Raw genomic sequence first — 21,599 nt, forward strand, 5'->3', positions numbered from 1 at the left:
GTTATCGACGTCGGTCGTGCAAGGTCGAAGTGCCGGCGACGGCGATGGCGAAGCGGATCGATGTCACGTCGAAACGTACCACCCACGCATCTGGAGCGGCTCGGAGCGGGTGCATTGTCGCCCGTCGACAAGATCAGCCGCCAGCCGGCGGCGAGCCTGCAGCCGAGCGGCAAGTCCTGCTCGACCACGGTGTCCACATCAAACTGGCACCAAGGTACTCCGACGATCTCTTTGAGGTGGTGCAGTCGAAGTTTGTAGTGCGACATGTGGACGCCAAGTTGAGCCGGCTTCACGTGGCCGGCCTGCATCCGCCTGGATGCCAACTCTATGGCGGGAGCCGCGGCCAGCATCTGTACGCAGGGCGGACAGGTGGGCGCCTGGTGATGGTCGTGCTCTTCGATACGTATCGCCTGCGACTCCGTGCCGTTAGACGGTCACGGGTGGGTACCGCGGGCGGACGGAGGCTGATGAGTAAGACGGTCTTGATTGGCAACGGGTTCTCCATCGCCTACAACAGGGAACTTGCGTGTCCCGCAATTCTCGGAACTGTGCTGAAGCGATTTCGGGAAGAGGGCGCCGGCAGCGACGCCGGTAGCGCGCTGTACCGGCTGGCTACAGATGTCGATCCAGCGGCGACGGACGGCCTGGAGGACCTACTTGGTCCGCTGGATGTGGTCGGCGGCGCGCTCATGCACCTCCACGAGCTAGTCGGTCTTGCTGGCAGGCTAGGGCCGTCCGAGGTGACGCGGGGTCTCGGCATGGTCACCGACTTCATGGCGGCGCTATACCAGCGGGGTGTCGGACATGTACTCGAAGTCGTGGCCGAACGCAGCAAGCAGACTGAGGGCGATGCAGACGCCACTGACCATGAGGTGCTGAGGGATTTCCTCCGAGCGGTGGTTGACGCTTCGCCCGGGAGGACCTCCATCGCGACACTGAACTATGACGGGCTGTTATTTTCTGCGCTTCCTGATGATGTCTCTAAGTCCGACATGGCGGAAGGTTATGACGCTAGGTATGTCGCGGTGGTCGAGGGTGGCCCTCTGCTAAAGGGTCAGCCGCTACGTAGTTACGACAACCAACCAGGCCAGTACCGGATTCTTAATCTCCACGGATCACTTGGCTGGCTACATGACCGCGGCCAACTGCTCAGCTTCAGAATCCGCGATCTGGAAAGCGTCGACTATTGGCGCGCGTGGCGTAGTGGCGAATCGACATGGTCACCGGTCGTTGTTCTGACGAACCAGACTTCAAAGACGCGCCGCATCGGGGAGCATCCCTTCCGACTCGCTTATAACATTTTCGAGGCGGAGCTGGTCAACTCGACTCATTGGTTGATCGCTGGCTATGGATTCGGGGATGACGCGCTGAACGAGGCGCTTCGTAGAGCAGCGGCACCACGCGCTGGCCAGCAAAGGCGAACCTGTCTGGTGGTCACCTACGGCGACTGGCCGACCGCCGAGCACCTGCGCGGCGTCCTGGGCGGCGATATCGAGTTGTTCATCTCCCGTGCGGGGATTGCGGGAGTGGTTGCCAGCGAGCATTGGGCGGCGTTCGCGACGTAGTGCGTGACTCGAAAGTGTGAGCGAGGCGCTGATCAGCCGGGGTTCGTCATCGGCGAAACCGGGTTCGCCGAAAAGGGGCGACAAGTCCGCCGGGGTCCAGCGCCAGTACTCCGGCACCATCGTGCGGACGAAGAACTGCCAGCTCGGCGTGTTAATGGCGTATACGTCCCAGCACGGGCGCACGCTGATCGACTGGGAGCGATACCGACCGCAGGGCTGGTGCGACGACACGGCGCGCCGGGCCGAGGCCGCGGTGCCCTCACCAGCGGTGTTCGCGACCAAGCCGGCTCTCGTGCTGGCGATGCTGGGCCGCGCCCCGGGCGGCCGGGCCGGACCGGCAGCGCCCAGCCTGCCCGGCCAGGGCGGGAAGGAGCGGGTCATGTCCAGCATCAAGACGACCTCGGCATGGCGCGGGCCATGCCCGCCATCGTGATCGGACGCATCCTGCTGGATGCGTCCACGCCTGCCCTGGCGACGCCCCGCCTCGCAGTGACCCGACCGGACTCCGCCACGCTGCCCTCGGAGACGAACCTACGCTCCGCTCCCGACACCCATTCCGCAGATCAAGTGGCGACACAACGGTCCTAGATGCCGAAGGACGCCGACGCCGACCTCCGTGCGGAAGTCGGCGTCGGCGTACGTTGCGAGACTAGAACGGTGGGTTGTAGCAGTCGATGAATTCGACCTCACCGTTTCGGGGATCACGCCAGTAGTCCGGCCACTCCATCGCCTGACGGGTCGCCGGCCCGTACACGCCGTCGGCGCTCACGCCGAGGCGGTTTGCCTGAAGCCACCGAACGGCATCGACCGTGCCGGTGCCATAGGCGCCGTCTGCCCCTCCGGTGTCGCGGATGCGTTGGGCCGCAGGGGTACTGCCGTAGCAGCGAAGGATGGCCCGCTGCAGCGCCTCCACCGCATTGGAGCTGCCCGTCTGCCACTGCATGTAACAGCTGAGACCGTTGCCGGTACGCGCGGGAACCACGTAGTAGTTGTTGACGGCCAGTCCATCGGTGCGATGCACCGTCGTGTTGCACGGACCGTAAGCGGCGTGGGCCGGCGCAGCCGCCATCGGGCTGGCCACCAGGCCGGCGGAGAACAGGAGAGCCAAAGCTCCCAACAATCCGATCCGCATGCGGAGCGTCATGGATACTCGTTGCACGGTGCAGTCCTTCTGTCGGTGATGTCGCCTCGGCGACGGCCTCGCCGTGAACCATAGGGTTATCGTGGGTTTCGGACTTTGCCGTCCGTGCAGAGAACTTTGTCTGTGATGCACCGCCTCAGTCGATGCCGCATCACGCGAGAGCCTGCGCCTGCCGGGCAGCAGCCATTGCCCGGCGGGCAAACTCATCAGAGTCGGGACCGAACTTGTCGAGGGGGTGCGTGTGGCGGAACCCGCGGACCGCCTGCATGGGCGACGTGGACGACGGCCTGCCTCATGAGTCCCGTCCTGGACACGGCGTTCATACCGCCGCACGACCGGGAGGAGGCGATCCGGCACGCGGTGTGGGACTCCGTGGTCGCGGTCGACATCGACCACCGGCCTCCGGCTGAGGACATCGCCGTCCGCATGGGTCTCAGCGCCATCGGTCCCGTCAGGATCTGTTCGGCGCGGGCGACCGCGGTCACCGTCCATCGGACGCAGCGGCTGGCCCAGGTGGACGAGGAACCGGCCGTCTTCCTCGGCCTGCAGGTGACGGGCACCAGCCTCGTGGCGCAGAACGGTCGCGAGTGCACACTGGGGCCGGGGGAATTCGCCGTGTACGAGTCGATCGCTCCCTACACCCTCAGCTTTGACGAGGGAGTCGACCACCACTTCGTGCGGTTCCCCCGCGCGGCACTCGCGCTCCCCGACTGGATGATACGAGACACCACCTCAGTCACCTTGGGATCCGACAACCCGCTGGCGCGCCTCGCCTCCACCTACTTCCATCAGCTCGTCGTCGACGGCGAGCTGCACCAGGGCGGGCACGCCGACGCCGCCGTGGAGCCCAGCGTCGAACTCCTGCGTGCCGTCCTGACGTCCCAGCACGGTAACTTCGGCCTGGCCAAGGCACCGCTGGAGGCGACCCTCAGCCTGCGCGTCACTCATTACATCCGGCAGAATCTGGCTGATCAGGATCTGTCCGCGGCGCGAATAGCCGCCGCACACAACATCTCCGTACGTCACCTCTACGCTGTGCTGTCCCGGTCGGGAATCAGCCTCGGAGACTGGATCCGTACACGCCGCCTGGCCGAATGCAGGCGAGAGCTGGCCGGCCCGAGCGGTCGGCTACGGACCATCGCGGCGATAGGACGGAGCTGGGGCTTCATGGACGCGACCCATTTCAGCAAGGTTTTCAAACACGCCTACGGAATCTCACCTCGGGCCTGGCGCGACCAGAACCACCCCCGCGCCTCCGCGTGATAGCCCCACGCGCTCGCGTTCCGGGGAACCGGACCATGGATGCCGGTCTGGGCGTGGCCAGACCGGCGACGCCATCCGCTGCCTCGACCACGACAGCCGCGTATGCCCGTGATCGACGCGTCGCGGCTCAGCGGCCGAGGGCAAGGTAGTGCCGCCGCTGCTCGGGCTCCAGATGCTCGATCGCAGCGCGCAGCAGTACGCGCGGCGCGGTGGCGGCGTGCCGGTCGAGGTGGCCCAGCAGCCGGGCCCGATCGGTCTTGCCCGCCTCGCGCAGCATGCCTCCGGTGGTCGAGGCGAGCATCGGGTGGTCGTCGTCGGCCAGGATCTCGGCGAGGGCGAAGGTGTCGTCGACCTGCCCATGGCGCAGAAAGTGCAGCGTGCAGAAGATCGCGATCCGGCGCTCCTGCGGCAGCGGCGACCGGGCCAGCTCGCGGAGCACGTCGCGGGGCTTGTCGAACAGGTAGCGGCCGACGACGTGGTGGGCACTCACGTCCACCAGGTCCCAGGTCGCGATCCGGTCGGTGCGGCGCAGGTAGAGCTCGTACAACTCGCGCAGCCGGTCCGGCGTGGTCTGCTTGCGCTGCGCCTGGTGGCCCATGACGCTCACCGCGCCGACCCGCTCCTCGTGGGTCGCCCCGTCGAGGAGCTTTTCGATCTCGGTGGGTTGCAGCTGGGCGTACTCCTTGGCGAGTTTGAATATCTCGCGCATGGGCAGCGAGCCGTCCACGGACCGCAGCCCGCCGAGCCGCTCGCGAAATTCGGCCGCGGTGAGGTTCATGGCGAGTATCAGACCACGTCCTACGAGTTCCCAGCACGATCTCGCGCAGTGACCAGCTTCCGGTGAAACCCGTTTTCGCCTGCTGCCAGGCTCGGGAGACGAGTGTTGCCCCGCGCGCCGCCTCGGCCGGGCGGCCACGCTCAATCGAAGTGGACGACCAGGCGCACGCCTTCGTCGCCGAACTTGCCTGCCAGTGCGCTCATGACGGCGAACACGTGTTCCCATCCGCTACCGGGACCGATCACTTCGGCGCGGCTGCCGGCGTCGTACGTCAGCACTGCCCCGGGAACCTCGTGCCGGCCGTAGGTGTCGCCGGGCACCTCGCCCCACGGCAGTTGGCCGAACTGTTCGATGATCTCGGCCGGCCACTGATCGCTGACCCACCACCTGCGATGCGATGCCTTCTCGTGAAGTCGGATGCGTCCTCGGGACCCGGGTGGTCGCACCGCCATGTCAAGATCCCTGAGTTCTCCCCAGCCCACCCACGTCAGTCCATGGATGTCGTTCGGATCGAACTTCGCGATCCTCTCGCGCAACTCCGTGCTCGCATCGGCGGGCAGCCCTCGGCCTTCGGCCAGTGGTGTCCATCCCTGGTAGTTGCGCACGCCGAACAGGCATCCGAACGCCGCGTAGTCCTGATCGGTGAGCAGCGGGAACAGGTCCATGGCCACGGTCCACGGCTCTTCGTCCGACCAGTACTCATGATCTGCGAACGGGTAGCGGACTTCGACGCAGCCGTAAATGTCCGTGGTCACGGGCGCATCCTGCCAGCTCAGGAGGTGTTGCGCCAAGCACATTGCGGCGGGAGTCGACCGGTCCGCCTTCGACCTCATGCAGTTGGAACGGAGGACGAAGGAGCCCGGCGGTCGGCCGCGCGCGACCAGCCACCGGGCTCCAGGGCGGGGTCAGCCGGTGGCGGCCAACCTCGGCGTGCCCGCCGCAGCCGCCTGCCGCCGTTCCAGCAGCGTCTTGCCCCACCAGAACATGCCGCGGGCCAGACACACGATCGTGACCGCGAAGAACAGCGTGTAGACGATGTTGAACTGCATGAGCGCGCCGTACACGAAGGCCACGCTCGATCCGAACATGAACTGCCACTTGAACGGCGTCGGCGTCGTGCCCGGGTCGGTGATCATGTAGTTGGTGAACAGGACGAACGCGACGCCGGTCATCACGGCCAGGGACGCCCACAGGGCGACGTCCCAGATCCAATGCCGCAGGAGCGCCTGGATGACGAACGCGCCCAGCCAGCCGACGATGAGGCCGACCTTCTTGGTGAGTACTGCGTTGAGCACCGTGCCGGCGGTGAGGATGATCAGCGGAACGGCGATACGGATCATGTCCGGCACGTTCTCGGTGAAGTGGTACGGCGGTGCGACGTTGACCCACGAGAACGCCAGCAGGGTGATGGTGATGCCGAAGTTCGACGGGTTCATGAAGTGGCGCATCCGGCCCTTGATCGGCGCCTGGAGCACCGCCTTCTGGCCGATCGCGACGACCACGGCGAAGGCGATGGGCCAGAAGATGTCGTTGGCGTAGAGCAGCATGTTCGCGGCCAGCGCCGTGATGTGGGTCGGCAGCAGGAAGGTGTAGACGCCCCAGACTCCGTGCCCGCGGAAGCCCACCGGCCGCCGCTGCGCCCAGGCCGAGACGAGCTCGACCACGATCTCGGTGGTGTAGCCGACGGCCAGGGCGAACAGCGGCCAGGTCCAGGGCTGCTCGAAGCCGAGCACCGTGTACCCGAGGATGTTGAAGACGCTCATGGAGATGGCGAAGTTGCGCAGCGCCTTGTAGCGGGGGTCGGCGTTGTCGACCCGCTCCGGCTTCGTCGCCGGCGTGACGCTGGTGGCAGGCGCCGTTTCGGTGCGGGCCTGCTGCCCGGGTGTTCTGCGGACCGTGATGGATGGCGTGGCCACCTGTTCGACGTGGGTCATCGCGACGGCACCTCCTGGGCCTTGTCGGTGAGCATGATGTCGTGCCAGCCTGCGGCCAGGTCCAGCCGCTGGCGGTGGGCGCTGCCGTCCAGGGAGCGCCAGCACAGTTCGACCGCGACCGGCTTGCCGCCGGCCTGGCCGAGGCCGAAGAAGACGTCGAAGCTGCGCTTGCCGGAGTGGCCGCCGCCGCCGTCGAGCTGTGCGACGCGGGTGCTGCCGTCGGCCATGGTCACCTTGGCGACGGCGCCGTAGGCGGGGGTGCCGATCGGGCCGCCGGGGGCGCCGTTGGTGACCGGGCGGTGCAGCCGCAGGCCCAGGAAGTCACCTTGGGTGGGGCCGGTGTTGCGGTAGTAGACCGGGGGTCCCCACTGCCGGGCCACCGCGAAGTCCTGGTGTCCGTCGCCGTTGGTGTCGGCGACGGCGATCCCCCGGCTCGGGGTGGTGTCGGTCATGCCCAGGTCGGCGCTGATGTCGACGAACTTCTCGCCGTCCTCGCGGACCCAGAACGCGAACGGCTGCGAGCCGGAGATGTCGTCGCCGGGCTCGGCCTTGGGCCACATGTCGGGTTCGCGCAGCAGCAGGTCGTTGGTCATCGCCAGTTCCTGCAGCCAGTTGAACCGGTTGATGTTGCCCTTGACGAAGCCGACCGCCTGCACGAGCGCGACCTGGCCGCTGTTGTCGAAGTCGGCCATCTTCGCGTCCCAGCCCCAGCCGATCCAGGCCATGTTCATCTTGGCGGCCTGGTTGCGGAACGGTGCGTCGCCGTCGGCCATGCGGCGTCGGGCGTCTTCGGGGTCGGCGGCGTCGTTGCGCCAGACCATGTTGCTCTCCTCCAGGCCCCAGCTGGAGGTGATGTTGCTGACGAACATGTCGAACTTGCCGGTGCCGGCGAGGTCGCCGAACTCGATGGACATGCCCTTGAACGAGTCGTGCCCGACCACGAGCGACTTCGGGTCCAGCGGGCCGCGGCTGCCCTCCGCCAGTTCGAACTTGATCCGGCCGGGTGTGGAGGCGTTGTGGAAGAAGCGGTCGTTGCCGAAGTCGTTGGCCAGGTAGAGCTCCGGCAGCAGGTCGCCGTCGAGGTCGGCCGAGGAGGCGCCCAGCGTCCAGCCGGTGGCGAACGCGGGGTCGATGGCGACCTGCTCCTCGAACTTGACGGAGGTCGCGTCGGCGCCCGTCCAGCGCAGCACGTGGGCGCCGCCCGCGTTCTGCGCCCGTGACATCGAGTGGTTCATCTGCACGATGGGCTGGCCCTGCGGGTCGAGCACCGCCGTGTCCGGGAAGTAGTTGAAGACGCCGATGTCGGGTCCGCCGTCGCCGTCGAAGTCCGCGACCGCGACCGCGTTGGTGTTCCACAACTTGCCGTAGTAGGCCCCGCTGGGCGAGGTCGGGCCGGGGATGAGCTCAGTCGGCAGGAAGCTGCGCAGGCTCAGCGGCCCGGCCTGGGCGCGGTTGAGGAAGAGCACCGGGGTGCGTCCCCAGTAGTAGACGAGCAGGTCGTGCCAGCCGTCGCGGTTGAAGTCGCCGGGCACGCAGCCCATCGGCGAGATCGTGGCGCCGGTGGGTAACGGGGCCGGGTCGAGCACGAACGGCGGGTAGTTGTCGCCGCTGTCGGGGGCGGGGGTGACGATGGCGGCGTCGGAGCGGGTGTCGACCAGGCACAGGTCGTTGGGTCGCCCGCCGCCGTCGAGGTCGTTGACGGCGATGGCGGCGCCGACGGACGAGATCCAGGCCCGGATGTGCTGGTACTTGGGGTTGACTTCGCGCACGGTGCGCTGCGGCAGCCCGGGTGGCAGGGCGATGGGCAGTTCCCGGAAGGAGAACCGGGACGCCAGCGACGCCCGGTCGGCGGCCGAGACCTCGGGTAGTTGTGCTACGACGAACAGCGTGCCGACCATGGCCAGCACGAGTGCCGCCGGACTCAGCCGACGGAGCAGGCCGGGTGTTGGGTGCATGGAATCCCCTCGGTGGCAGGGCTCACCGCCCGAGGCACGACGACGCCGGGCGAGGAGACGGACTGGTTGTTTCGTGCCGTTGGCTACCGAGGCCGACAGGATTTCTCGACGCCGTCCTCGACCTCGATATCGTGGCGGGATCCGGCGGGGCGTGTCTTCTCGGGGAATGCTCATACGGCGTTTACGGAAGCAGCCGAGCACGATTGAAGAGGTCGCCGGGAATGCGTTACCGGTGGGATGCCCGAGGCACCGGTGATGCCGCCCCGGCCGAGCGAGAGTTTCGCTATCGCTCGGGTGCGAAAAGAGGCGTCGAAGCGCCCTGGGGAGAGCTTTCCGCGCGGGCTGCCAAATGGTGGCTGAAGGCCATCCTGCGCACTATGGCGAAGGCGACTTCGAACAGGACGATCCTGGCCACGATCGTCGCGGCGTCGTTGATGGACTGCTGGCGGTCCAGTTCGGCCGCGGTTATCCGGTCGGCCGCCTCGACGTACGGCTCGAGTTCCTCGAGCAGGCCGGGCAGGCCCAGGCCTTCGAGCGCCGCCAGCACGCGGACCAGGCTCTCGCGCTCGGGCGAGCCGGTCGACTGCTGCCAGCCCATGCCGGTCAGGAAGCCGTCGACGCGGCGTCCGACTTCGGCGTACGCGGCCGGGCTGCCGGGGGGCACCGGGTATTCGTCCCGGAGCGCCTGGTTCACCACCTGCGCCAGGCCGGCCGGTGAGACGTCGTCGCCGTCGACGGCGGCCAGCACCTCGCGTACCGCGGCCAGGCTCATGTCACCGACGCCGGTCAGCAGCCGGATGAGGCGCAGCCGGGCGAGGTGGGCCTCGTCGTACTCGGCCTGGTTTCGCGCCGTCGGCACGCCGGGTGGTAACAGCTGTTCCCGTAGGTAGAACTTGATGGTTGGCACTGAAACACCGCTCAGCCTGCTGAGATGCGAAATCTTCATCGAACTCCGTCAGGTCGGAAACTGGTTCATGGTTCCACATTGATCGAGACTGGGCAACCTTCGGGCCACCAGGCGCGGAGGCTTGAAAGCCCTGCCCACCTGTGGTTTTTCACTCGGCGACGGGCACCCGACAGGACGCCGGCGGGCCCGCCCTCGATCGCTCGCCGCGGTGCCGAGCGAGCACTGCCCTACCCAGAATTCGTTGCGTACGCACCTGACTACTCAGCGTTGCTCTCGGAGAGCGCGTTCCCGGCCAGTTCAGCGGGCGTCCCGGTGCCCGCGCCCGGGCGGCGCGGCCGTGCGGGCGATTGCATTCAGTGACTGGAATGGATAGCGAATAGTGCCAACCGCACCTCTCCAAATAGTTGCTTAGTTGGCCGGGAAGCTACTGTCGAGTCACATTGAATGCCCAGGTGGGAGCCGTTCTGAAGCGCTCCTGGGCGGGGGCTGAACGATCTCGGGCGGACACTTTACGAGACGGGTGTTGTCCCGTGGATCACTTCTCCCTAGCATCGACTTCGGTAACCCGACCGAATGACCGAAGTGGAATCGACCGCACGGACGGCACCCCCGGCCATGTGGACTCGTTCCCCGGAGACGCACTCAAGAAACCGTTCGGCACCACGACAAATGCCTGACGCGCAATGCGGTCACGCCTTTCATCGGCGTGCCCGAAAGCATTCGTCGACTCGCGCCGAGCGGTTTCTTGATGGCGCTGCGCGCTTCGACCCGAGGAGGCAGTGAGGTCCCATGAACACCGACGCGGAAAGAGCTGTCGAGCGTGTCATCACCGTGATGCGCGACAACCTGGAAGAGCAATTGACGATAGACGACATGGCCCGTGTGGCGATGTTCAGCAAGTTCCACTTCTCCCGGATGTTCCAGCGGGTCACCGGCCTGTCGCCCGGGAGGTTCCTGTCGGCCCTGCGTCTTCAGCAGGCCAAGCAGCTGCTGGTCACGACGTCGTTCAACGTCTCCGACATCAGCCTGCGGGTGGGCTACACCAGCGTCGGCACGTTCAGCACCCGGTTCACCCGCAGCGTCGGGCTCTCCCCCACGATCTACCGCCGCCAGCACGGCGTCACCCCCGAGATCCAGACCGGTGGGGCGTTCGTGCCGCCCGGCAAGCTCGCCACGGTGCGGGGGATCGTCCGCCCGCACGACCCGGACCGGCGGGAGAGCATCTTCCTCGGCCTGTTCCGCGACCGCCTCCCCGAGGGAAAACCGATCGCCTGCGCGGTGATGCAGGAGCCAGGGCCCTATCTGCTGGAGAACGTGCCGCCCGGGATGTGGCACCTGCTGGCCCACTCGGTGCCCTTCGACACGGCCAGACCCGACAGCGCCGACCGGCAGGTGTGCGTGGCCTCCGTCGGCCCGGTCACGGTCAGCCGCGACATGACCGTCGAAGGCGCCGACGTACAGCTCAAGCCGGCCCGTTCCCTGGACCCGCCGGTCCTGATGGCCCTGCTCGACGTCCGCACTGCCGCGCTCGCGCGTGTCGCCGCCTTCGGCGCCGCCTGAACCCTCCCCTTCCCCTCCCGCCGCAACCCCCGCCCCCCAGCGGGGGTTCTGTCCTGCGTGCGCGGGACGCGGCCCGGACACGCCGACGGGCTCGTGCCCGACGTGGACACGAGCCCGCAGCCGCCCGCCGGTTCAGCCGGCCGGGTCGACGGTCATCGGCAGGCCGCCGCGGATCCGCAGCGACAGCATCGGCTCCGCCACCACCTGGCGGCCCGGGGCCAGCGTGAGGCGCAGGTCGCGGGCCAGCATGGCGACCACGAACGTCGCCTCCATCATGCCCAGGTGGTTGCCGACGCAGAAGCGCGGACCGGCGCCGAACGGGATGTAGGCGTATCTCGGCCGGTCCGACGGCAGCGAAGGGTCGAACCGCGACGGGTCGAACCGGTCCGGCTCGTCCCAGAACCCCGGATGCCGGTGCAGCGTGTACGGGCTGATCAGCACGTCGGCGCCGGCCGGCACGCGGTAGCCGCCGATCACGTCCTCGGCCAGCGACTTGCGCGGCAGCAGCCACACCGGCGGATAGAGGCGCATGACCTCCTCCACCACCATCGCCGTGTACCGCAGCCCGGCCAGGTCCTCGTAGCGCGGCAGCCGGTCCCCGAGCACCGACACCGCCTCCTCGCGCAGCCGCTCCCGCACCTGCGGATGCCGGTCGATGAGGTACAGCGTCCAGCTCAGGGTGCTGGCCGTGGTCTCGTGCCCGGCCAGCAGCAGGGTCACCAGCTCGTCGCGCAGCCGGATGCGCCCCACCGCCGGATCGGCCTCCTGGTCCGTGGAGACGATCAGGCGCGACAGGACGTCGTCCCGGTCGGCGACGCGGCTGCGCCGGCGGCGCACCAGCTCGTCGACCACCAGCTCCAGGTCCCGCCGGGCCCGCCGGAAACGCAGCTGGTGCGGCAGCGGCAACCAGGTCGGCACCGCGCTGAGCGTCTCCAGCTCGAACATCGCCTGGTCCTGCACCACCCCGAACATGGCGCCGATGTTGTCGAACTCGCCCAGATCGGCGTCGAGCAGCGTCCGGCCCAGCACCCCGAGCGTCAGGCCGGTCATCTCCTGCACCACGTCGACCGGCCCGCGGCCCTGGTAGGCCCGCAGCCGCTCGACGAGCGCGGCCCCCTCCTGCGCGAGCGCGCCGGCCTGGGCCGCGATCCGCTTGCTCTGGAACGCCGGCTGGATGACCCGGCGCTGCTTGCGCCACAGTTCGCCCTCGCTGGTCAGCAGCCCGTCGCCCAGCGCGCGCCGGGCGTGGACCAGACCGATGCCCTTGTGGTAGTTGGCCGCGTTGTCGGCCAGCACGTGTTTGGCGTGGTCGGGGTGGTTGAAGAAGTACAGCGTCTTCGGGCCGACCGGCAGCTTGGCGGCGTCGCCGTACTCCTGCGCGGCCATCGTCAGCATCGCCAGCCGGTCCCGGTTCATGATCGCCAGCTGGCGCAGCGAATCCGTACGCGGGGGGCCGGGCGGCGCCGGCAGGCGCCGCCCCACGGACGTGGTCATGCGGTGGCCTCGCTTCGTTCGGATTCGACCTGCCGGAACCGGCCGTTGAGGAACAGCAGCGCCTGGTCGTCGGCGCAGCGGTGCAGCGAGACCGGCTCAGCCAGGAATATCGTGTGGTCCCCGCCCTCGTAGGTGCGCCGTACCACGCACTCGAAGTGCGCCAGCGCCCCTTCGAGCAGGGGCACCCCGGTCAGCTGGCCGGTCTGGCAGGCCACCCCGGCGAACTGCTCCGACCCCAGCGGCCGGTTGCGGTCGGCGAAGTAGCTGGCCAGATGCCCCTGGTCCGCCGCGAGCACGGAGACGCCGAAGCGGCCCTGATCGCAGAGGACGGCGTGCATGACGGCCTCACGGCCGACGCAGATGAGCACCAGCGGCGGGTCCAGCGAGACGGTGGTGAACGAGTTGGCGGTCATGCCGTGCGGGGTGTCGCCACCGGCGGTCACGACCGTGACGCCGGTGGCGAACGTCCCGAAGGCACGCCGCAGCACTTTGGTGTCCCCGGGTTCCCCGCGGATCATCAGTCGGGTGTCCACGTGCGTCTCCGATCACACTCGTGCGGCCGCGAGCTGGTATGGCTCCAGCGCGCGGACCAGCGGCTGCGGGACCCGGGCCGGCACCGTGCGCGTGTTGGGCCCGCGCATGCAGGCCACGCGCTGACCGCCCCGGGCGATGAGCGTCTCGCCGTGCGGGTCGAGGCGCACGTAGTCGAATCCGAACTGGATCTGCGTCTGCGCCAGCTCGATCAGCCGCATCCGGATCGACAGCGAGTCGAAGGCGGTGATCTCGGCGAAGAATTCGCAGTCGACCTTGAGAGTGAACAGCTTCAGGTCGTCCTGCAGGTCGGCCAGCACCTCAGGGGCGCGGTCCTTGAGGAACATCTCCCGGCAGCGGCCCTGCCAGCGCAGGTAGTTCACGTAGTACACGTTGCCGACGATGTTGGTCTCCTCGAACCCGACCGTGTGCAGGTATTCGAAGTAGTTGTCCATCAGTTGCGCCCTTCGGTCAGGATGGCGAGCACGACCGGGTCCGCCCATCCGCGCAGCGTGCAGGCGAAGGTCGCGATCCGCAGCTCGCCGTAGGAGAACAGGGTCCAGCCGGGACGTGGCGAGGGCAGCAGGGTCAGTGGGCCCTGTGCCGGCTGCCCGGCCTTCTGCAGGCATTCCATGGCCGCCCACACCCGGGTCGAGGCCGTGTCGGCGTCCTCGCCGAGGGCTTGGCCGGCCAGTCGGGCCAGGGTCGTGTGCGCGCCGAGCAGCCCCTGCCAGTCCGCTTCGGCGCGGGCCCGTACCGGCTCGACGTCGCAGCCCAGCGGGCCGGAGCCGGTCACCGCGAGGGTGATTCCGGCGCCGTGGGCGCTGGACACGGCGTCGCTTTCGACGATCTCGGGACGGCCGTCGGGCCGGTACGCGACGGCGACCGGACCGGCGTGCGCCCGGCTCAGTGCCAGCGCGGTCGCCGCCCGCCGCCGGGCGAGGTGGTCGTCGCCGACGATCGGCCCGTCCGGCTCGGCCACCACGGCGATCTCGGCGCCGACCAGGTCCTGCAGTGAGCGCTCCAGGAACGGCCCGACCAGCGGTTCGCTCCAGGGGCCGCGCCCGTCGTTCTTGCGCACGGCGCGCAGCCGCAGGCCTTCCCAGCGCTCCAGCACCCGCCCGGACTCGTCGCGCAGGGCGAGGTCGTAGACGTAGGTGTCGCCGTCGCGCAGGCGTTCGACGGCCGTGTACCGCAGCACGGCGGCGGTGAACATGGCGTCACCGGCCGGGATCACCCGGTCGATGCTTTGCGGCAGCAGTGTCGCGTCGGGTACGCACACCTGGTTGCCGTGCATCATCGCGTCGCGTACGCCGGGATCGCCGAGCAGCAGGGTGGCGGGCAGGTAGTCGGCGAACCAGCCCGTGGCGGCATCGGCCGCCAGGCCGGCGTCGACCCGCCGGGCCGCCGCGTGGTGGTAGTGGCGCAGCCGCTGGAAGCGCCGCCCCTGGAACAGCACCGGCCCGTAGAGGTCGGTCTGCGGGTTGAGCACCACCTGGGGCAGCCCGTCGACCTGCTCCGGGGAGCCGTCGCCCGGCTCGGGCGCGGTCAGCCGCAACCGGGCGCGGAAGTGGTCGGCGGCGAAGCCGGTCTCCTCGCTGTGGATCGCGACCTCGACGGTGTCGGTGCCGGTCACCACGGCGGCTATCCGGATCCGGGTGCTGCCGCCGGGCGGCACCACGATCGGGCGCAGGAACTGCGCCTGCTCCACCACCGGCGCGGTGTGCCGGCCGGTGACCGCCGCCGCGGCCTGCGCCATGGCCTCCATGCCGAAAACCGCGGGGAACAGCAGGTTCCCGTCGAGGCGGTGGTCGGCCAGGTACAGGTCGGTGCCTTCACTCAGCTCCACCTCCGACACCAGCTCCACGCCGTGGTAGCGCACCAGTGGCCGCTCCACGAACCGCAGCAGCGGCAACTCGGGCAGGTCGTAGCGGACCGTGTCGATGCCTTCGGTCCGTCCGCTGATCACGGTGACGGCCGGGGCGTCGGGATCGGCCAGCAGCCGCCGCAGGATCGCGATGCCCTGCTCGGGGGTGACCGGGGTGATGCCGTCGCGGGTCAGCGACTCCACCACCGACAGGCGCTCGCCCATGCCGACGCCCGACCAGACCGACCATTCCAGGCACAGGCTGCGGCAGTTCGGGAACTGCCGTCCCACCTCGACGGTCAGGTCCGCGAGCCACTCGTTGGCGGTCGCGTAGTGCGCCTCGCCGCGCAGGCCCGCCCGCCCGATGATGCTGCCGAGCGTCACCAGCAGCTTCAGGCGCTGCGGCTCGACCGCCGCGAGGACCGTGCGCAGCCCGGACACCTTGGGTGCGAACGTCGACCGGACGGCGGCCATGTCGACCCCGGTCAGTGCGGCGGGTTCGTTGCGTCCCGCCCCGTGCAGCACGGCCGTGACCGGGCCGAGGTCCTCGGCGATCCGGTGCACCGCCTGGGCGACCGCGGCGGTGTCGGTCACGTCGGCGCGGGCGTACGCGACCCGGACGCCCAGCGCCCGCATGCGGTCGAGGTTCGCCGCGAGCTCGGCGTCGTGGGCCGGGTCGGAGCGGCCCAGCAGACCCAGCGCCGCACCGCTGTCGACGGCCATGGCCAGCGCGCACTCGGCGGTGATGCCCTTGCCGCCGCCGGTGACCAGCAGCACATCGGAGTCGTCGAGCGCGGCGGCGGTGCGCTGTGCCTCGATCGGCAGCGCCCGCAGGGTCGGCACCCGCCGCACACCCTGCTCGTCGTAGTGCGCCTCGGCGAAGCGGGCCGTGGCGGCCACCTCGGCGACCACCCAGTCGACAGCGTCCGGCGAAGCCGGCACGTGCACGATGGTGGTGCGCAGGTGCGGCGCCTCCAGCTGCAGCGTCTTGGCCAGCCCGGCCGCGCCACGGTCATGCTGGACCAGGACGAACCGGGTGTCGCCGCCGCCGGCCAGGGCCGCCTTCGCGCCCTGCAGCGCCAGCTCGATGTGCTGCTCGGCGCACTGCTCGGGCAGGCAGACCAGCACACCCGCGCCGAGCCCGGAGCGCTCAAGCTCCCGGCGCAGCGACGCGGCGAACGGGCTGCGCTCCTCCGCGAAAACCTGCCACTGCCCGCCTTCCTCGCGCGCGGCGCGCGCCGGGCGCGGCAGCTCGTCCAGGTCCAGCGCCCACGCCCTGGCCCAGGGTGCCGCGCCGGCGACGAGCCGCTGCGGCGCGGCGTCGCCGGGCCGGGCGGTCTGGGCCAGTTCGTCCAGGGCGACGGCCAGCTCCGACACCGTGGCGGTGGCGAAGTTGGTCGGCGCCTGGGCCGCGGGAACACCGAGCCGCCCGGCGACCTCGTTGACGATCTGCCCGACGGTGATCGAGCTCAGGTGCAGGTCGTCGAGCAGCCTGCTGTCCTGGCGGACCAGGTCCAGCGGCAGCTCGGCACGCGCGGCGGCGAGCCGGCGCAGCAGGTCCAGCCCGGACTCGCCGTCGACGGCCTGCGCCGCGTCGGTCTTCGCCGCCACGGCCGCGCGCGGGCCGGCCGAGGTGACCGAGATGTCGGGAGCCGACTCGCATGGGCTGGCGAAGAACTTGAACTCCGCCCCGACCTGCAGCGGGCGCACCACCCGGCCTTGGAACAGCGCCGCGTCGACACCGGCTGCGCCGAGCACGTACGCGGCCGCGACCACGCGCAGCACACCGGCCAGCGACTCGTCGTCGGTGTCCAGTGCGACGGCGGGCACGTCGGTGGCGGCGGCGGCCAGCCCGCTGAGCACCCGGCCCGGCCCCACCTCGACGAACAGGTCGACGTCCTTGGCCGCGCGGGTCACCGCCTGGTTGAACAGGACCGGGTCGGTGATCTGCCGGTGCAGCAGGGCCCGCACGTCGGTGTCGGCGGCGAGGATGTCACCGGTGACGGTGGAGACCACGCGCCGGCTGACGGAGGTGAACCGCCGCGCCGCCAGCTCCTGGCCGAACGCGTCGGCGGCGGGGGCGACCAGCGGCGAGTGGAACGCGTGCGACACGGACAGCCGGGTCGCCGACAGGCCGTGCTCACGGGCCCGGGTGCACACCTCCTCGACGCCCTCGACGGTGCCCGTCACCACGGTCTGGTGGGGGCCGTTGTAGCCGCCGACCACCACGGGCAGCCCGGTGACCAGCTGGTCCACCAGTTCAGGGCCGGCTCCGATGCTGGCCATCGTGCCCGACGAGCTGTGCCGGCTCATCGTCGCGCCGCGCACGGCCGCCACGTCGAGCAGGGTCTGCTCGTCCATCGCCCCGGCCCACTGCAGCGCGGTGATCTCGCCGAGGCTGTGGCCGACGGCGACGCTCGCCTCCAGCCCGAGCGCGGACAGCACCCGCAGCCCGGCCAGCGAACCCGTCACGATGCGCGGCTGGGCCACCTCGGTGGCCACCGCGTCGGCGCCGACGGGCAGCGCCGCCCGCAGGTAGGTCTCGTCCGCCTCGGCGAAGCGCCGACGCATCGCGCCGCCGCTGACGCCGCGCCCGGAACCCTGGCCGGGCAGCAGGAAACCGATCCGGCCGGGCCCGCTGACGTGGCCGAGGAAGCTGCGCCCGTCGGCGGCGATCATCGTGGTCTCGCCCGAGTCGAGCTTGGCGATCAGCCCCTCCAGCCGCGCGGTCGCGTCCTCGGGCGAGGTGACGACCACCGCGGCGCGGTAGGGCAGCTCGCGCAGCTCCTGGTGCAGCGTCGCGGCCAGGTCGGCGAGCTGGGCGTACGCGATGGCGGGCACGAACCCGGCCAGCTGCGTCAACCTGTCGCGCAGCTCGGCCGTCGAGGCGGCGTCCACGACGAGCAGTTCGGCGTCCTGCAGCGAGGCGGCCAGCGCCCGGGTGCGGGTGTCCAGGGTGGCCCGGCGGCGCGCGCCGGTGCTCTCCAGCACGATGTGGGTGTTGATGCCGCCGAAGCCCATCGCGGTGATCCCGGCCCGGGTCGGCGCGTTGGCGGGGAACGGCTCGGCCTTGCGCAGCACGCGCAGCTGGGCGCCATCGGTGCCGAGCAGTTCGTGCGGGTCCACGCAGCCGATCGCGGGCGGAAGCACGTGCTGGTGCACGGCCATGGCGGCCTTGATGAGCCCGGCCACCCCGGCCGCGGCCTTGGTGTGGCCGATCATGCCCTTGATGGAGCCGATCGCCGCGGGGGCGGTCGCTCCGGCCGCCTCCCGGGCCAGCGACAGCGCCTTGAGCTCGGTGGCGTCGCCGACGGCGGTGCCGGTGCCGTGGCCCTCGAACAGGTTGACGGTGTCGATGCCGAACCCGGCCCGCTCGTAGGCCCGCCGCAGCGCGAGCTGGTAGCCGCTGACCTCGGGCCGGGTGATGCCGCCCTTGCCGTCGGAGGAGATGCCCCAGCCGGCGATGGTGGCGTAGACGCGGTGCCCGGCCGCGCGGGCCTCGTCCTCGCGCATCAGCACCACCATGCCGCAGCCCTCGCCGGGCCAGAACCCGTTGGAGCCCTTGTCGTAGACCTTCATCTCGCCGGTGGCCAGCGCGCCGGTCTTGGCGAACCCGATGATCTCGAACGGGTCGATGGACAGGTCCACGCCGCCCGCGACCACGACGTCCAGCTCGCCGTCGATCAGGCCCTTGCAGGCGGTGGCGACCGACAGCAGCGACGACGAGCATGCGCCGTCGACGGTGTAGCCGCCGCCCTTGAGGTCGAAGTGGTTGCAGATCCGCCCGGCGATGGTGTTGGACAGGCCGCCGGCCAGGGTGTCCTCGTCGATCTCGGGGAACGGGCTCTTGAAGGTGGCCTCGAAGTCGTCCAGGAACGTGCCGAGCTGGTCGTCGTCCCAGTCCTGCTCCTTCAGCGCGGCGGCGACCATCCGCCGTACGAACGGCCAGCGCAGCCGCAGCTGGTTGGCGCGGGAGAACTCGCCGGTCAGGCTGTTGCCGACGATGACGCCGGTGCGTTCGCGGGGCAGGCCCTCGGCCATCGGGAAGCCGGCGTCGGCCAGGGCCATGGCGGCCACGTCCAGGGCCAGCCAGTGGGTCAGGTCGGTGGAGCGGTACGTGCTGCCGGCGACCTTGTAGGCGATCCGGTCGAACTCGTATCCCTCGATGACGGCGGCGTTGCGGGCGTAGAAGCGGTCCGGCACGGACGGGTCGGCGTCGTAGTAGTCCGCAAGCCGCATCCGCACGTCGGGCAGCCGGCGGAAGGCTCGGCGGCCGGAGACCGCGTTCTCCCACAGCTGCCGGGGCGAGGCCGCGTCCGGATACCGGCAGGCCATGCCTACTATGGCGATTCTGGTCATCTTGAGCCTCTCTCCTGCCTGGCCGCGACGCGGCCGGGGTGGATCAGAACTGCCGCTGCGTGGCGAGGGTGTCGGCGATGCGCCGGCGCCAGACCTCCCACGAGGGCGTGCTGCCGTCGTCGGCCAGGTCCGTCAGTGCGTCGTCGGTGACCCGCTTGGCCTGCACGGGGTTCAGCCCGCAGAACAGCTGGGTCGCCGTCTCGGTGTGCGGCACGTCCAGGCCCGCCCGCACCCGGGCGCCCGCGGCGAACGCCGAGCCCTGCGCGATCTGCGGCCGGTACGCGCGTCCCAGGTCCCAGAAGCAGGCCAGCTCGTCGCGGTCCGCGCCGCCGGCGTAGGTGGCCGCGAGTGCGGCGCCGGCGTACAGGTCCGCGCGGCGCTGCGCCGGGAACCGGTTGATCATCCGGGCGACGAGTTCGGCGTCGGTGCCGCCCACGAACCACATGCCGCGGCCGATGCCCTGGTCGATGGCGTGCTGGGCGTACCAGCGGAACGGGTCCGCCGGCCACGGGAAGTCGGTCTCCTGGTGCTGCTGGTAGACGTAGCGGTCGGTGTGGAAGTACGCCTGGTGGAAGCCGTAGCCGTCGAGCACGAGCCAGCGCAGCAGCGGGTCGGGGGCGTACAGCGTGGACCAGCGCCACCGGGGCAGCCGGGCCATGGCCCAGCCGACCCCGACGTACACCATGTACACGTGGTCGGCGGCCCGGCCGGCCAGGAAGTCGCGCACCAGTCCGCGCCCGCCGACGGGCAGTCCCTCGCGTACCGCGAAGCCCATTGCGGCGCCCTCGTAGGCGAATCCGCGAAAGCGCGTCGGGAGGGTTTCGAGCCCGTGTTCGGCGTCGGCCGCGCGCCGCGCCTCGGCGGCATAGCCATAGCCTTCGAGGAAGCTGCGACCTATTGTCTCCAGCAGGTCGCGTGTCTCGGCGTTCTTGACGTGAAAGCCTCTGACATCGACTTTCGTCTCGGCGATGTCGGGTGTGAGAATGCGCCTGCGTAGGCGTCGATAAGGTCCCATGAACAGCTCCCGGCCGTCGTCGTGTCGTGATTCGATGACGTTCCAGGAAATCGTTGCAGTGAAATTGAACTATTTCTTCTTCTGCGTTGCCGAACGCTCCGGTGCGCAATTTCGCGCCGGACCCCCGCGGGCCCGGCGCGAGCCGGCTCAGCCCGGCAGCGGCGCGGCCCGGCGCGACAGCGCCGCGCGCAGGCGTGCGCGCCACGTCTCGTACCGGGGCAGGTCTTGCTCATCGGGACCGTCGGAGGTCACCTCGTCGGCCAGCGCCGAGGCCGCCGCCACCGGCAGGCCGGCCAGGATGCCCGCCGCCTGCTCGGTGTGCACGGGGACGAAGCCCGAGAAGTCACGGGCCTTCGCCGCAAAGACCGCGCCCTGGCCCAGGTCGGCGACGTGCGATCCGGCGAACCGGCGCAGCGCCACCAGCTCCTCGCAGTCGCACCCGCCGGCGAACGTGGCCGCCAGGCCCACGCCGCTCCACAGGTCACCGTGCCGGTCCGGCTCGAACCGCTCGACCGCGTCGGCGACCGCCCCGGGACGCCCGCCGTTGATGAACCACAGCGCCCGCCCGATACCCTGGTCGAACGCCCTCGGGAAGTAGCCCGCATGGCCCTGCCACGGATAGGGCCGCGGCCGCTGCCTGCGCGCCACCCAGCGGTCGGTGTCGAAGTAGGCCCGGTCGAACCCCAGCCCGTCCACGGCCAGCCAGCTCATCGTCGGGTAGTACGGCGTGCCGGTCAGGTCGGGCAGCACCCGGGCCCACAGCGGCCTCGGCAGCCGGGCCATGGCGAACCCGATGCCGATGTAGGTGAGAAACACGTGCGGCTGCGCCGGGCCCCGCAGCAGGTCGCGCGCCCGGGTGCCGCGCCCGCCCGCCATCGCATCGCGGATCGTGTACGCCATGGTGGCGCCCTCGTAGGCGAAGCCCCGCATCTCGGGCTCCACCAGGTCCAGCCGGCGCTCGACCTCCCACAGCGTGCGGGCGTCGATCGCCCATTCGAACCCGCACACCACCGCCTGCGGGATGGCCTCCAGCCGGCGGGTCGCCGCGGTCTCCTCGACCGGGAAGCCTCTGGCGGCAAACCCGACGGAGGCCAGCGACGGAGTCATCGCGAGGCTGCGCAGCGCACCGAGTGTCGTAGGCATCGTCCCTCCGTACTGTGCTCGAACCCGCCGACGGTCGGCGGGCGCACCTCATCGTGGGCGACAGGGCCCCGCCGCGGCCCCTTCGAG

General features: G+C 70.1%; 16 protein-coding genes. 4 read left to right on the forward strand and 12 right to left on the reverse strand.

Going from position 1 to position 21,599, the window contains the following annotated elements; translation table 11 throughout:
- The first annotated feature begins 467 nt into the window (after positions 1-467).
- A complete protein-coding gene (locus AB0B35_RS13010) occupies positions 468-1,565 on the forward strand; it encodes an SIR2 family protein (RefSeq protein ID WP_361044406.1) in 1,098 nt (365 codons plus the stop codon).
- 16 nt (positions 1,566-1,581) lie between these two features.
- A complete protein-coding gene (locus tag AB0B35_RS13015) occupies positions 1,582-1,998 on the forward strand; it encodes a transposase (RefSeq protein WP_361044409.1) in 417 nt (138 codons plus the stop codon).
- 216 nt (positions 1,999-2,214) lie between these two features.
- Here the strand turns inward: AB0B35_RS13015 and AB0B35_RS13020 are convergent, their stop codons facing one another.
- The gene (locus tag AB0B35_RS13020; protein ID WP_361044411.1) at positions 2,215-2,709 is read right to left on the reverse strand and encodes a peptidoglycan-binding domain-containing protein; all 495 of its coding nucleotides are present in this window, start codon (positions 2,707-2,709) and stop codon (positions 2,215-2,217) included.
- 291 nt (positions 2,710-3,000) lie between these two features.
- Between AB0B35_RS13020 and AB0B35_RS13025 the strand changes: the two genes are divergently transcribed.
- On the forward strand, positions 3,001-3,969 hold the full coding sequence (locus tag AB0B35_RS13025) for a helix-turn-helix domain-containing protein (RefSeq protein WP_361044413.1): 969 nt from the start codon (positions 3,001-3,003) through the stop codon (positions 3,967-3,969).
- 127 nt (positions 3,970-4,096) lie between these two features.
- On the opposite strand, the gene AB0B35_RS13030 is transcribed toward AB0B35_RS13025, so the two are convergent.
- From AB0B35_RS13030 to AB0B35_RS13050, 5 genes are all read right to left on the reverse strand, one after another.
- Positions 4,097-4,747, reverse strand: a complete 651-nt coding sequence (locus AB0B35_RS13030; RefSeq protein WP_361044416.1) for a DNA alkylation repair protein — start codon at positions 4,745-4,747, stop codon at positions 4,097-4,099.
- 140 nt (positions 4,748-4,887) lie between these two features.
- Complete coding sequence (locus AB0B35_RS13035) at positions 4,888-5,502, reverse strand: hypothetical protein (RefSeq protein WP_361044418.1); 615 nt, start codon at positions 5,500-5,502, stop codon at positions 4,888-4,890.
- Positions 5,503-5,652: 150 nt separating this feature from the next.
- Positions 5,653-6,681: an enediyne biosynthesis protein gene (locus AB0B35_RS13040; RefSeq protein ID WP_361044420.1), complete on the reverse strand. Its 1,029-nt coding sequence runs from the start codon at positions 6,679-6,681 to the stop codon at positions 5,653-5,655.
- Positions 6,678-8,636 (reverse strand): CRTAC1 family protein, encoded by a 1,959-nt coding sequence (locus tag AB0B35_RS13045; RefSeq protein WP_361044423.1) that lies wholly within the window; start codon positions 8,634-8,636, stop codon positions 6,678-6,680. Before AB0B35_RS13045 ends, AB0B35_RS13040 begins: the two co-directional genes overlap by 4 nt.
- Positions 8,637-8,919: 283 nt before the next feature.
- On the reverse strand, positions 8,920-9,582 hold the full coding sequence (locus AB0B35_RS13050) for a MerR family transcriptional regulator (protein ID WP_361044425.1): 663 nt from the start codon (positions 9,580-9,582) through the stop codon (positions 8,920-8,922).
- A 750-nt stretch (positions 9,583-10,332) separates the two neighbouring features.
- Between AB0B35_RS13050 and AB0B35_RS13055 the strand changes: the two genes are divergently transcribed.
- Positions 10,333-11,103, forward strand: a complete 771-nt coding sequence (locus AB0B35_RS13055; RefSeq protein ID WP_361044427.1) for an AraC family transcriptional regulator — start codon at positions 10,333-10,335, stop codon at positions 11,101-11,103.
- 132 nt (positions 11,104-11,235) lie between these two features.
- Here AB0B35_RS13055 and AB0B35_RS13060 read toward each other — a convergent pair whose 3' ends face one another.
- From AB0B35_RS13060 to AB0B35_RS13085, 6 genes are all read right to left on the reverse strand, one after another.
- Positions 11,236-12,597, reverse strand: coding sequence for a cytochrome P450 (locus AB0B35_RS13060; protein ID WP_361044429.1), 1,362 nt, complete (start codon positions 12,595-12,597; stop codon positions 11,236-11,238).
- On the reverse strand, positions 12,594-13,115 hold the full coding sequence (locus AB0B35_RS13065; protein WP_361044477.1) for a flavin reductase family protein: 522 nt from the start codon (positions 13,113-13,115) through the stop codon (positions 12,594-12,596). The genes AB0B35_RS13060 and AB0B35_RS13065 overlap by 4 nt, the downstream gene beginning before the upstream one ends.
- 27 nt (positions 13,116-13,142) lie before the next feature.
- Positions 13,143-13,583 (reverse strand): acyl-CoA thioesterase, encoded by a 441-nt coding sequence (locus AB0B35_RS13070; RefSeq protein ID WP_361044432.1) that lies wholly within the window; start codon positions 13,581-13,583, stop codon positions 13,143-13,145.
- Positions 13,583-19,354 carry a type I polyketide synthase gene (locus AB0B35_RS13075; protein WP_361044435.1) on the reverse strand — a complete coding sequence of 1,924 codons (5,772 nt, stop codon included), beginning with the start codon at positions 19,352-19,354 and terminating at the stop codon, positions 13,583-13,585. Before AB0B35_RS13075 ends, AB0B35_RS13070 begins: the two co-directional genes overlap by 1 nt.
- 43 nt (positions 19,355-19,397) lie before the next feature.
- The gene (locus tag AB0B35_RS13080; protein ID WP_361044438.1) at positions 19,398-20,369 is read right to left on the reverse strand and encodes a DUF1702 family protein; all 972 of its coding nucleotides are present in this window, start codon (positions 20,367-20,369) and stop codon (positions 19,398-19,400) included.
- Between the two features lie 147 nt (positions 20,370-20,516).
- Positions 20,517-21,512: a DUF1702 family protein gene (locus AB0B35_RS13085; RefSeq protein ID WP_361044441.1), complete on the reverse strand. Its 996-nt coding sequence runs from the start codon at positions 21,510-21,512 to the stop codon at positions 20,517-20,519.
- Positions 21,513-21,599 lie beyond the last annotated feature (87 nt).

Source organism: Catellatospora sp. NPDC049133 (assembly GCF_040648455.1).
In the GTDB taxonomy this organism is placed as follows: Bacteria; Actinomycetota; Actinomycetes; order Mycobacteriales; family Micromonosporaceae; genus Catellatospora; species Catellatospora aurea.